Source organism: Luteimonas sp. GW821-FHT14E02, from assembly GCF_058803905.1.
This window is the reverse complement of sequence record NZ_JBXAPK010000002.1, coordinates 225,349-236,933: the sequence shown is the minus strand read 5'-3', so window position 1 is coordinate 236,933 and position 11,585 is coordinate 225,349. Positions and strand designations below refer to the sequence as shown.

At 65.8% G+C, this 11,585-nt stretch carries 12 protein-coding genes; 4 read left to right on the top strand and 8 right to left on the bottom strand.

Annotation, left to right across the window (positions count from 1 at the left end; all coding sequences use genetic code 11):
* Nucleotides 1-211: 211 nt before the first annotated feature.
* From AC1RNP_RS04085 to gap, 8 genes are all read right to left on the bottom strand, one after another.
* Entirely contained in the window at nt 212-427 is a 216-nt protein-coding gene (locus AC1RNP_RS04085) for a DUF6289 family protein (protein ID WP_493049977.1), read from the bottom strand.
* A 78-nt stretch (nt 428-505) separates the two neighbouring features.
* Nucleotides 506-733, bottom strand: coding sequence for a DUF6289 family protein (locus tag AC1RNP_RS04080; protein ID WP_493049976.1), 228 nt, complete (start codon nt 731-733; stop codon nt 506-508).
* 75 nt (nt 734-808) lie between these two features.
* Complete coding sequence (locus AC1RNP_RS04075) at nt 809-1,027, bottom strand: DUF6289 family protein (RefSeq protein WP_493049975.1); 219 nt, start codon at nt 1,025-1,027, stop codon at nt 809-811.
* Between the two features lie 106 nt (nt 1,028-1,133).
* Nucleotides 1,134-1,352, bottom strand: a complete 219-nt coding sequence (locus AC1RNP_RS04070; RefSeq protein WP_493049974.1) for a DUF6289 family protein — start codon at nt 1,350-1,352, stop codon at nt 1,134-1,136.
* A 233-nt stretch (nt 1,353-1,585) separates the two neighbouring features.
* On the bottom strand, nt 1,586-2,770 hold the full coding sequence (locus AC1RNP_RS04065; RefSeq protein WP_493049973.1) for a phosphoglycerate kinase: 1,185 nt from the start codon (nt 2,768-2,770) through the stop codon (nt 1,586-1,588).
* Between the two features lie 133 nt (nt 2,771-2,903).
* Nucleotides 2,904-4,262 (bottom strand): DUF3999 domain-containing protein, encoded by a 1,359-nt coding sequence (locus tag AC1RNP_RS04060; RefSeq protein WP_493049972.1) that lies wholly within the window; start codon nt 4,260-4,262, stop codon nt 2,904-2,906.
* Nucleotides 4,259-6,964 carry a DUF2339 domain-containing protein gene (locus tag AC1RNP_RS04055; protein ID WP_493049971.1) on the bottom strand — a complete coding sequence of 902 codons (2,706 nt, stop codon included), beginning with the start codon at nt 6,962-6,964 and terminating at the stop codon, nt 4,259-4,261. Before AC1RNP_RS04055 ends, AC1RNP_RS04060 begins: the two co-directional genes overlap by 4 nt.
* A 210-nt stretch (nt 6,965-7,174) precedes the next feature.
* Nucleotides 7,175-8,176 (bottom strand): type I glyceraldehyde-3-phosphate dehydrogenase, encoded by a 1,002-nt coding sequence (gap, locus tag AC1RNP_RS04050; protein ID WP_493049970.1) that lies wholly within the window; start codon nt 8,174-8,176, stop codon nt 7,175-7,177.
* A gap of 212 nt (nt 8,177-8,388) precedes the next feature.
* Between gap and AC1RNP_RS04045 the strand changes: the two genes are divergently transcribed.
* The 4 genes from AC1RNP_RS04045 (at nt 8,389) to modB (ending at nt 11,584) form a co-directional block, all read left to right on the top strand.
* Complete coding sequence (locus tag AC1RNP_RS04045) at nt 8,389-9,237, top strand: S1/P1 nuclease (protein ID WP_493049969.1); 849 nt, start codon at nt 8,389-8,391, stop codon at nt 9,235-9,237.
* 114 nt (nt 9,238-9,351) lie between these two features.
* Nucleotides 9,352-9,918, top strand: a complete 567-nt coding sequence (locus tag AC1RNP_RS04040) for a hypothetical protein (RefSeq protein WP_493049968.1) — start codon at nt 9,352-9,354, stop codon at nt 9,916-9,918.
* A gap of 40 nt (nt 9,919-9,958) precedes the next feature.
* The gene (gene modA, locus AC1RNP_RS04035; RefSeq protein WP_493049967.1) at nt 9,959-10,744 is read left to right on the top strand and encodes a molybdate ABC transporter substrate-binding protein; all 786 of its coding nucleotides are present in this window, start codon (nt 9,959-9,961) and stop codon (nt 10,742-10,744) included.
* Between the two features lie 147 nt (nt 10,745-10,891).
* Nucleotides 10,892-11,584 carry a molybdate ABC transporter permease subunit gene (gene modB, locus AC1RNP_RS04030; protein WP_493049966.1) on the top strand — a complete coding sequence of 231 codons (693 nt, stop codon included), beginning with the start codon at nt 10,892-10,894 and terminating at the stop codon, nt 11,582-11,584.
* Nucleotide 11,585 lies beyond the last annotated feature (1 nt).

Genomic DNA, 11,585 nt, shown 5'->3' with positions numbered 1-11,585 from the left:
TAGCCAGGCTTATTTTCTCGCGCCCCAATCCCAAGTACTCGATTGCATTGAACGCAGCCTTGGCTTTTTCGTTCAGATTAGTTTGGTTTCATGGCTCGAAACCACTGGCGGCCCTGCCCGAAAGACCACACCCTCCGACGAAATAAATACGGAACACCATAAAAAACGACCCGGACATTGCCGGGCCGTTCTTGTGTCGGATTGACCGAACTTACGCGATGCAGCCGGGAACCCACTTGAAGTTGCTTGTCGCTTCTCCATAGAGGGCATCGTCACCGCAGCCGATCATCTGGTACCCCACCTGGGCACCCGTCTCGTCGTAGTAGATCTTCGACCCGGGGTAGCAGCAACTGGCGTTGGTGGCCGCTCCGGTACTGGCCGAGGCCACCAGCAAGACGCCGAACAGAGCCATTTTGATGCGATGCATTGAAGTTCCCTCCTTTTTTGCGGCGGAATGCCGCGTGTTGAAACGTATGACAGTCGATGTCGACGGCAGCTCCGCAATTCAATCGCAATAGCCGAAGACGCGCGTGTAGTAAGGCGTCGAGTCTCCCCAGGACTGGTAGAACCCGCCGCAATCGGCATGATTGCCCCCGACCGGTTCACCCGTCTTCGACGCATCGGCGTAGTAGGTGGTCGTATACCACTGGCCAGGCGGGCCGGCGACGACGATGCCGGAAACCGCGCTGACACCCAGCACAAGCGCGAGCAGCAAGGATTTTCTGTAACGCATGCGGATACCCTCTCGTTTGAGTGCGGTGCGCTGGACGCACCAGGCCTGTTGCATGACAACAACGACGCGGCGTGCTTACAGCAGACAGCCGTAATAAGCCTTGAAGCGACTCGTCTCCTGTCCCGTGAGCTCTTCCTTGTTGGGATCGCTCGGATCGCATCCCTTGGTCTTGTAGCCGACGATGTTCCCCGCCTCGTCGTAGTACTCCCAGGTCACCGGGAAAAACGCGCTCGCGGTGCCGATGCCGGCCACGGCCAGCAAGACGCAGAACAGCGCTGCTTTCGTTCGCTTCATGTAGCTCTCCCTCTTTGTGCGCGGCCGATCGCCGCAGGTCGTCGATATGGAACCGCTTTTCTAGCGACGCGCGCGGGTCGTCATGCCCCGCGCATCGCGGTACGGATCAAGGCTCACAAGGCAGGTATTCGATCGTGTAGTGCTCAGTGCGTTCTCCCCAGACGTAGTAGGAACCCGAGCACGTTCCCACCTGCATGCCCACCACTTCGCCCGCATCGTTGTAAAACGTCATCCGGTAGGGCGCCTTGCCCGCCGAAGCCATGCCCGCCGCTCCGGTGACCGCAAGCAAGGCGACCAGCAGCACGAGGGTCTTGATGCGACGCATGGTGATCCTCCCCTTCGAGGCGCGGCGAATCGCCGCCGCCGGACCGTAGCGTCGGAAGGTTTCGGGTGAGGTGAAGCTTGGGTTAAGCGTTCGCGGACGGCGGCAGCCGCCGCAGTCCGATCGCGAACACGATCACTCTGCGATCGCCATACGGGTGCGTCCGGTTGTCAACCGGCCTCTCGTCAACCAGGGTGGCGTCGACCCGCGTATTGCGCTTCGCGGCGCGACCGGAATCAGCGAGCGGCGAGCGCCGCCACCGCCGGCAACTCCTTGCCTTCCAGGAATTCCAGGAATGCGCCGCCACCGGTGGAGATGTAGCTCAGATCATCGGCGATGCCGTACTTGTCGACCGCCGCGAGCGTGTCGCCGCCGCCGGCGATCGAGAACGCCTTCGACGCCGCGATCGCGCGTGCAAGCACTTCGGTGCCCTTGCCGAAGGCATCGAACTCGAACACGCCCACCGGCCCGTTCCATACCACCGTGCCGGCCTTGCCGATGAGTTCGGCGTAGCGGCGCGCGGTGTCGGGGCCGATGTCCAGGATCATGTCCTCGGCCGTCACCGCATCGACGGCTTTCACCGTGGCGGGCGCATCGGCGCTGAACGCGGGCGCGACCACGACGTCGCTCGGAATCGGAATGTCGGCGCCGCGCGCCTTGGCGTCGGCCATGATCTTCTTGGCAGTGTCGATGAGATCGGTTTCGACCAGTGACTTGCCGACGCCATGTCCTTGCGCCGCGATGAAAGTGTTGGCGATGCCGCCGCCGACGATCAGCTGATCGACCTTGCCGACGAGCGAGGACAGCAGCTCCAGCTTGGTCGACACCTTGGAACCGGCGACGATCGCCAGCAGCGGACGCGCCGGATTGTCGAGCGCCTTCGCCAGCGCATCGAGCTCGGCCATCAGCAGCGGACCGCCGGCGGCCTGCTTGGCCTGCTTGATCACGCCGTGCGTGGACGCCTGCGCGCGATGCGCGGTGCCGAACGCATCCATGACGAACACGTCGCACAGCGCGGCATAGCGCTTGGACAGCGCCTCGTCGTCCTTGCCCTCGCCGACGTTCATGCGGCAGTTTTCCAGCAGCACGAGCTGCCCCGGCGCGACGTCGACGCCGTCGAGATAATCGCGGATCAGCGGCACTTCGCGGCCGAGCAGTTCGGACAGGCGCGCGGCCACCGGCGCCAGGGAATCCTCTTCGCTCCACACGCCTTCCTTCGGCCGTCCGAGATGCGACATCACCATGACCGCGGCGCCCTTCTCCAGCGCAAAGCGTAGCGTCGGCAGCGATGCGGTGATGCGCTGGTCTGAGGTGACTTTGCCCGGCTGTCCATCGGCATGTTCGACAGGAACGTTCAGATCCTGCCGGATCAGCACGCGCTTGCCTTGGATGTCGAGATCGGTCATGCGGAGGATGGGCATCGCGAGTCCTGGGGGCGGGAATGGAGGATGTCCATTGTCCGCAGCTCCCAGGCCCGAGGCAAACCCAGGCTTCGATCGCCGCGCGGCTGAATACCGAAGACGAAGCGCGATCCGCACCCTCTTCGGTAGATTTTCAGGGCTTCGGATTCCGCAGCAGGCTCAACGCGAAAGCGATCACCGTCGCCGCGGCGGCGATCAGGACACCCCAGAGCAGCCATGCCTTCCAGTCGCGCTTGGCGGGCGCCGGTTGCAGCGCCTGCGTGCCCGCGAGGGCGCGCGCGGGGCCAGGCGTCGCGGCCGCAGGCTCCCAATCCTTGCCGCGCTGCGAGCGCAGCGCATCCAACAACTGCGGCAGCGGCGCATCGTCACGCTGCGCGCGCGCACTGCCCGCGACGAGCGCGTATGGCGCCTCGCCGCGGGCGAGGAACACGAGACGTTCCGGCCGATACCCGAGCCTGAGCCGCGGCGAAGTTCCCGCGGGGAGCGGGTTGGCGCTGCGTAACCGCCAATACCTGTCGCGCGTGATGCCCTGCAACGGCTGCGGGAGTGAGCGCGAGGAAATACCACCGGCATCGACGCGATAACCGACCCAGGGCGCCGCGACGGGCAACCAGGCGGCTTCCGCGGTATCGCGGGATTCCAGCGTCCACTCGTTGCTGTCGTTTCCGGGCAGGATCACATCGGCGCGTTCGATCGGGAAACGGCCGCGAAGCTCGAATTCGAACACTTCCCTGCCATCGGCCATCTGCGCGCGCTGTCCGTCGAGTTCGCGCCATTGCCCTGCCTGCTCGACCATCGATGCGAGCCGCGCGCGCACCGAGACGAGTCGCGGCGCGGCCGTTTTCTGCAAGGGCACCAGCCGCAGGTAGCGAAACGCGCCGTTCACCTCGACGCTGTCCTGACGCAGGTGATGGCCGGCATTGTTCAGATCGATCAGCGGCACGCGATCGTCCAGCGTCTGCCATTCACGCAGATCGCCGCTGGCTTCCAGGCGATAGCTCAGGTTGACCGGCGTATCGGATCGTTCCCATTCCAGCTGCAAGCTCCGGATTGGTTCGCGCAAGCGGCTGGCATCGAGCAGCCAGACCGGATTGGATGTTCCAGCATCGCCGGCGGAGGTGCGTGCGCGGATGCTGCGAATGCTGCCGTCGGGGTTGCGTTCGGTGATGACGCTCAGATCATCCGACGTGGTGATCTCGGCAGCATCGGTCTGCAGCGGAAACCACGGCAGCTCGACTTCGTGTGACGCCGGCGCCACCGAAGGTTCCGCATCGAACACCGCCGCCGGCACTGTCACGCCTTCCGCGTTGACGACATCCAGGTCGCGCATCGACGGCAACTGCACGTTTTCGTAGATCTCGGGCGTGAGCGTGACGCGGTATGCGCCGGCATCGGCCTTCGTCAGCACCAGCGGCCACTGCCTCGCATAATCGTCGCGCGCGGCGGCGCCCGCCAGCGATGGAATCAACAGCAGCCAGAGCCAATATTTCATACAGCACGCTCCTGTTCCATCTGAGCTGCACGCGGCGGCGCCGGTGCGAAGAAGCCGACCACCGTGCACAACAAGCCGTATGCGATGAACGAACCGATGCCGAGTAAGTTACCCAGGTGCGTGCGGTCGACCAGGATCAGTTTGGCCAGGACCACCGCCATCAGCACCGCACCGGCCAGCCACAGGCTGCGTCGGCCATGACGCGATCCGAGAATCCAGCCCAGCACGCCCAGCACGCTCCAGGTCACGGTCAGACAGGTCTGCGCGAGGCTCGTCGAGAGCATGTCCGCATCCCAGTTGAGTCCCCCCCAATGGTGCGCGGCGCGCAGCACGACCGCCGTGATCCAGACGAAGCCGGCGCCGAACAGGAACTGCGTGCGCCATGGCGCCGCCTCTTCGCGCAACCAGTGCGCGGACAGCAACAGGATCGCTAGCTGCATCAGCTCGGACGGATTCAGCAGCGGCGCCCAAGGCAGCGGCGCGGCACCTGCGGGCTGGAACAGCATGAACAACCAGCCCAACGCCAGGATGATGAAGTAGACGTGCTGCAACGGTGTGCGCTGCGCCGCGAAATCATCCGCGAGCGGCCATGCCAGCCACGCCCAACGGAACACCGAGACGGCGGCGATCGCCAGCCACGGCAGCGCGATGAGCGCCAGTTGCCAGCCTTGGCTGAGATCGAGCCAGATGGCGAGCCACGAGCACAGCAGCGAGAACGCCAACGGCCACACCAGCCACCACAGGAACTGCGCCCACCCCGCGAACCCGTCCCGCGCTTCACGCAGGCACAACAGGCTGCGGATGCCGAACACCGCGAATGCCAGCCATGCCCAGATGCCATAGCCCTCGAACGGATGACCAAGCGCACCGGACATGTCGGCATGCGCCATCGACTGCATCACGGCCAATGGCAAGGCCGCGAGGAATCCCGCGAGTGTCGTCAGCAACAGCAACGGCGCCGGACGTCGGCGATGCACCTCGGCCGCGAGCCAGCCGGTCACGGCGGCGAGGACGAGGATGGCGTCGAACTGGTCCCGCGCATCGACGAAGCGAACGATTTCGACAAGCACGTCGCCGAGCCACCACAGCAACCCCCACAGGTAGTACACCGCCGCCATCGAAGCCTTGTCCTGCGACCGATCGGCATTCGACTGACGGTATGCCCAGGCGCTGGCGAAACCGGCCAGCGCGATCAGCAGCGCGCTCATGAAACCGGAATTGATGACGGCGCGTTCTGAAGGGTTGGCGAACTCCCACGCCTGATCCACCCCGATCACGAACGCCACCGCCGCCGCCAATTGCAGGCCCGCCCCCATCAATTGCGGCAAGAGGCGCTTCTGCTTCAGGCCCAGCCACAACACGCCCGCGCCTTCCAGCGCGAAGACGCTGGCGGTCACGCGCGCGGACAACGCCAGCGGCACCGCCAGTGTCGCGAACCCCGCCGCCAGCAATGCATACGACTGGCCCAGCAACGTGTAGCTTTCGCGCCGGATCAGCAGCCATGCCAGCGCCGCGTACAGCGCTGCCAGCCCGAGCGCGCAGAACGCCAGCGGCATGCGCGCGCCTTCAAGCAATCCGGCCTGCAGCAGGAAGGCGATCAAGGGCGTGCCGAACAGCAGGCAGCCGTCGATCAGATCGCGCTTGCCGGCCGGGCGGCGGCGCGCGTAGAGGATCGGGATCAGCAGGTAGAAGGCGAAGAACAGCAGCAGGAAGGGTTCGGTACTGGCGAACTTGCCCGGGTCGTACTGCAACACGCCCCAGACCGTGCCGATGCCCCAGGTGAACACGAAGCCGAGCAGATTCAGCACGCGCCACGGCCGCCACCAGGCGATCGCCAGGATCGCCGCGTTCAAGATCGCGTAGTAGGAAAACAGTGCGACGTGGTTGCCACTGCCGGTCGACAGCCAGATCGGCGCCAGGAAGCCGGACAGAATGCCGAACACGGCCAGCACGCGCGCGTTCTGCGCGACTGCGAGCACGCCCAGCCCGCCGACCAACAGCACGCTCAGTCCGAACGCGACACCCGCATCCATCAACGCGTACAGCTTGAAGGCCGCGAAGATCGTCAGCAGCAGGATGCCGATCGCGCCACCTTGCAAGGTCAGTGCGAACGCGCGCCGCCGTTGGCGCTGGCGCCAGCCGAAGACCAGTCCGGCGAGAGCGAAGACAGCGACGCCGGCCAGGCGCAGCTCGATCGGCATCTGCAGCCAGCCCTGATCGTTGGCGTATTTGAGCAGCGCCGCCACACCGGCCAGCAACACCAGCATGCCGATCTTGACCGGCACGTTGCCGGTCGTGAGCCACTGCTGCGCCGCGCGGATCGCCACCTCGACCACATTGGGCGGCACAGGCTCGCTTCGGGGAGCCGGCCTGGGCAGCGGCGGCGGCCCCGGAGGTTGGGGAGCCGCAGGTCTCGGAGCCGGCGTCGGCATGGCGGCTTGCGGCTCGGGGGCAGGTGGCGCCGGGGCTGTCGGCGGACTTTGCGGCGCGGCTGGCGCCGCTTCCCGAACCGCTGCGGGTTCCGGCTCCTTGCGCGCGGAAGCCGCCTCCGCGGCCACGGCCTGCGCCACGCGCAGCCGGCTCACGTCGTTCTCGAGGCGGGCGACCCGGTGCTTGAGTCCACTGATGGACACCAACGCAACGATCAACAATACCGGCACGGCCAGCGCCGCCAGCACCAACAACACGATCAGCGAGTCCATCGTTGCCTCTTCGCACCGTCCGGGTGCGTAGCGCACGTTAACCGGCTGCCGTGGCGGCGCCAAGCGCCACGGAGCAAGTAGCGGAAAAAGCTACCAGGGGGCTAGAGGCGTCTCAACGCTCCCCCGGAAACGACGAAGCCCCACGGCGTGGGGCTTCGATCGCGACTCCTGACAGGCCCGCCCTGGCAGGCCGCTGCTGGCAGCCGGCGCTTACTTCGCCGCCACCACCCGCACCATCTCCAGGCACTTGTTGGAATAGCCCCACTCGTTGTCGTACCAGCTGACCAGCTTGACGAAGGTGGGATCCAGCGCGATGCCGGCATCTGCGTCGAAGATCGACGTGCGCGCATCACCACGGAAATCGGTGGCGACGACCTTGTCCTCGGTGTAGCCGAGGATACCCTTCAGCGCGCCTTCGCTCTGTGCCTTCATCTCCGCGCAGATTTCGGCGTAGGTGGCCGGCTTTTCCAGTTCGGCGGTGAGATCGACCACCGACACGTCGGAGGTCGGCACGCGGAACGACATGCCGGTGAGCTTCTTGTTGAGCTCCGGAATCACCACGCCGACCGCCTTGGCGGCGCCGGTGCTGGAAGGAATGATGTTCTCGAGGATGCCGCGGCCGCCGCGCCAGTCCTTGTTGGACGGGCCGTCGACGGTCTTCTGCGTGGCGGTGGTGGCGTGCACCGTGGTCATCAGGCCGCGCTTGATGCCCCACTTGTCATTCAACACCTTGGCCAACGGCGCCAGGCAGTTGGTGGTGCACGAAGCATTGGAGACGATCGCTTCGCCCTTGTATTGCTTGTCGTTGACGCCGAAGACGAACATCGGCGTGTCGTCCTTCGACGGCGCGGAGAGGATCACCTTCCTGGCACCGGCATCCAGATGCTTCTGCGCGGTGTCCTTGCTCAGGAACAGGCCGGTGGACTCGATCACCACGTCGGCGCCGGCGGCATCCCACTTCAGATTGGCCGGATCGCGCTCCTGGGTGAGACGGATCTTCTTGCCGTTGACGATCAGGTCGTTGCCGGACACCGACACTTCGCCCTTGAAGCGGCCGTGCACGGAGTCGTACTGCAGCATGTAGGCGAGATAATCCGGCTCCAGCAGATCGTTGATCGCGACGATCTCGATGTCGGGGAAATTCTGCACCGCCGCGCGCAGCACGTTGCGGCCGATGCGGCCGAAGCCGTTGATGCCTACCTTGATCGTCATCTTGGAACGCTCCTGCAAAAACAGTGAGGGGTGAGGGGCCGCGCGCCAGCGGACGCCTTCAAGGCGTCCGCTGCGGCTCCGAACGCCCGGCCATGGATGGCCGGGCCGGGGCTTCCGAAGCCAGACCTGCAACGCCATGGAAGGCACTGCAATCCTGACAACATGAAAGGGTATTTTAGCGGCTTCTCCCCGCGAGCCCCAACCACCACGTCATGAAAACGTTCACACGCCTGCTCGTCGCAGCCTGCCTGCTCCTGATCACCCCGCTCGCATCGGCCTGGAGCAACCTCGGCCACCGCATGGTCGGCGACATCGCCGAACGCCACCTCACCCCGGCCGCACGCGCCCAGGTGGCGGAACTGCTGGCCGGCGAACCCGAGCCAACCCTGGCGGGCGTCGCTTCCTGGGCCGATGAGCTGCGCAACGACGATCCCGACTACTTCAAGCGTTCCTCACGCTGGCATTACATCAAGATGACGGACACGTGCGCCTATGAGCCGGAACGCAATTGCCCGAACGGCGAGTGCGTGGTGGCGCAGATCGAACGCCAGACCGCCCTGCTCAACGATCGCAGCCAGCCGCTGGCCGCGCGCCGCGACGCGTTGAAGTTCCTCGTGCATTTCGTCGGCGACGTGCACCAGCCGTTCCATTCCGGCTATCGCGACGACAAGGGCGCCAACGATTTCCAGATCAGCCTGACTACCGACATCGCGCCGGAAGCCTATGCGCGCAGCCGTTACGTCGATGGCGTCATGGGCACGAATCTGCATTCCATCTGGGACTACTACGTGCTCACATCGCGCAAGCTGGATGCCAAGACCTATGCCGATCTGCTCGACAGCAGCAGTTCCTGGCCGACGCCCGCAAAACCAATCCTGGCCACCGACGCACCCGCATGGGCCGGCGAATCCTGCCGCCTGATCGATGCGCGGCATCTGTACCCGGACGGGCACAAGATGGGAATCGGCTATCTCGACGCGCAGCGCCCGCTCGCCGAACAGCGCATCCGCCAGGCCGCATACCGGCTGGCCGCGCTTCTAAACGAAACATTGACGAATTGAACGAGGTGTCAAGCGCATGTCGAGCGGCTTGCGGTAATCACAAGCCGCTGCTGACGTTGTCATCGGCGCCGCGTTGTTGCAGGCTGGCCTGACCTTCTTCACCCGGAACAGGCCGTGATGCGACTCGTCCCGCCATTGCTGATTCTCGGATTGTCCGCCTGTGCCAGCACGGGGCAGACGCAGCGCGCGCCGGCGCCCGCACCATCCGCGCAGGAGACGATGGCGAACCAGACGGGCGAACACGATCCGCGTCTGCATGCGGCACCACCGCAATCCCCTCCGATCGCGTCTCCGGTGATCGTTCCGCTCGACGCAGCGACGCTCGCGCCGCTGCCGCGCGAATCCATCACCACCACCGCGCACGAGCGCACGCTGCATTGCGAAGGCATCCCACTGCTCGCGCTGTTGCGCGCAATCAGCGCCATGCCCGCCGAACCGCTGCGCGGCGCGCAACTCACGCGCTACGTGCAGGCGGATGCGCGCGATGGTTATCGCGCGATCTATTCGCTGGCGGAGCTCGATCCGACGCTGGGCAATCGCAAGGTCTTCCTCGTCGATCGCTGCGAAGGCAAACCACTTGGCGACGACGACGGCCCGTTGCGCCTGATCGCGCCGGAAGACACGCGGCCGGCGCGCTGGGTGCGGCAACTCAAGGCCATCACGGTCATCGTCGCCCCCTGATCGTTTCCGCCGGCCGCCCCCAATTCTGATCGGAGTCCCCATGTCCCTGCCGTTCCGTCGCTGGTCGCGCCGAGCCTTCCTCGCCATGGCGCTTTGCTTCACGGCTGCCGGATTCGCCGCGGAGCCTGCCCCGCCCCTCACCGTTTTCGCCGCCGCCAGCCTCAAGGAATCGATGGACCAAGCCGCAGCCACCTACGAGAAATCGAGCGGACAGGCCGTGCGCGTGTCCTACGGCGGCAGCTCGGCGCTGGCGCGGCAGATCGAACAGGGAGCGCCGGCCGACGTCTTCATCTCCGCCGACCTGGACTGGATGGATGCCTTGCAGAAGCAGGGTCTCATCGACGTCGCCACACGGCATGATCTGCTCGGCAACACACTGGTGTTGATCGCGCCGAGCACCAGCCAGGCGAAAGCACCCGTGCTGAAATCCGGCACCAACCTGCTACCCCTGCTCGGCGACGGCCGCATCTCCCTGGCGCTGACCGACAGCGTGCCGGCCGGCAAGTACGCCAAGGCCGCGTTCACTTCGCTCGGCATGTGGAAAGCGCTGCAACCGCGCGCCGCCGAAGCCGAGAACGTGCGCGCCGCCTTGCTGCTGGTGGCGCGTGGCGAGGCGCCGCTGGGCGTGGTCTACGGTAGCGACGCCAAGGCCGAGCCCCGCGTGCGCGTGCTGACGACCTTTCCCCCGGACTCCCATCCGGTCATCGTGTATCCGGTCGCGAAACTGAAAGCGAGCGCGCATCCGCAGGCGGCAGCATTCGTGCGCTGGCTGCAGACGCCCGACGCCACGGCGATCTTCCGCAAGCATGGATTCACGGTGCGCTGATCCCCACATGCTCAACTCCTGCCCTTAGGATCCTCGATGCCGTCCATGGCGCAACTATCTTCATCTTCGAAGGCTCGGCCCAGCCGTTCATGGGTTCGGCCCCGCAACCGATGCCACGCTGGCATCGGCTGAGCGCAGTCCCTCGACATGTTCGATTTCACACCGGCCGAGCTCACCGCCATCCAGCTGAGCCTGAAAGTGGCGGCGGTCGCCTCGCTGGCGAGCCTGCCCTTCGGCGTGGCGATGGGTTGGCTGCTGGCGCGCAAGCGCTTCATCGGCAAATCCTTCGTCGACGCGCTGGTGCATCTGCCGCTGGTGCTGCCGCCGGTCGTGGTCGGCTACGCGCTGCTGGTGGCGCTGGGCAACAACGGCGTGATCGGCAGCTTCCTCTCGCAACAATTGGGCATCAGCTTCGCGTTTCGCTGGACCGGCGCCGCGCTCGCCAGCGCGGTGATGGGTTTCCCGCTGATGGTGCGCACGATCCGCGTGTCGATGGAGGCGGCGGACCAACGCCTCGAACACGCCGCCGCCACTCTGGGCGCGAATCCGTGGCGCGTGTTCCGCAGCGTCACGCTTCCGCTGGCGTGGCCCGGCATCGTCGCCGGCGCGGTGCTCGCCTTCGCCAAGGCGCTGGGTGAGTTCGGTGCCACCATCACTTTCGTCTCCAGCATTCCCGGCGAGACGCAGACGATCTCCTCGACGATCTACGGCCTGATGCAGGTACCCGGCGGCGAATCCGGCATCTGGCGCCTCGCGCTCGTCGCGATCGCGATCTCGCTGCTGGCGCTGATGGTGTCGGAATGGCTGGTGCGGCGCGCGCACCACGCCCGGAGGCATTGAG

Excerpts from the sequence above, each read along its gene's own strand:
- modB (WP_493049966.1), top strand. The coding sequence starts at position 10,892 with ATGTTCGATTTCACACCGGCCGAGCTCACCGCCATCCAGCTGAGCCTG.
- AC1RNP_RS04085 (WP_493049977.1), bottom strand. The coding sequence starts at position 427 with ATGCATCGCATCAAAATGGCTCTGTTCGGCGTCTTGCTGGTGGCCTCG.
- AC1RNP_RS04070 (WP_493049974.1), bottom strand. The coding sequence starts at position 1,352 with ATGCGTCGCATCAAGACCCTCGTGCTGCTGGTCGCCTTGCTTGCGGTC.
- AC1RNP_RS04060 (WP_493049972.1), bottom strand. The coding sequence starts at position 4,262 with ATGAAATATTGGCTCTGGCTGCTGTTGATTCCATCGCTGGCGGGCGCC.
- AC1RNP_RS04045 (WP_493049969.1), top strand. The coding sequence starts at position 8,389 with ATGAAAACGTTCACACGCCTGCTCGTCGCAGCCTGCCTGCTCCTGATC.
- AC1RNP_RS04080 (WP_493049976.1), bottom strand. The coding sequence starts at position 733 with ATGCGTTACAGAAAATCCTTGCTGCTCGCGCTTGTGCTGGGTGTCAGC.
- modA (WP_493049967.1), top strand. The coding sequence starts at position 9,959 with ATGTCCCTGCCGTTCCGTCGCTGGTCGCGCCGAGCCTTCCTCGCCATG.
- AC1RNP_RS04065 (WP_493049973.1), bottom strand. The coding sequence starts at position 2,770 with ATGCCCATCCTCCGCATGACCGATCTCGACATCCAAGGCAAGCGCGTG.
- gap (WP_493049970.1), bottom strand. The coding sequence starts at position 8,176 with ATGACGATCAAGGTAGGCATCAACGGCTTCGGCCGCATCGGCCGCAAC.
- AC1RNP_RS04075 (WP_493049975.1), bottom strand. The coding sequence starts at position 1,027 with ATGAAGCGAACGAAAGCAGCGCTGTTCTGCGTCTTGCTGGCCGTGGCC.
- AC1RNP_RS04055 (WP_493049971.1), bottom strand. The coding sequence starts at position 6,964 with ATGGACTCGCTGATCGTGTTGTTGGTGCTGGCGGCGCTGGCCGTGCCG.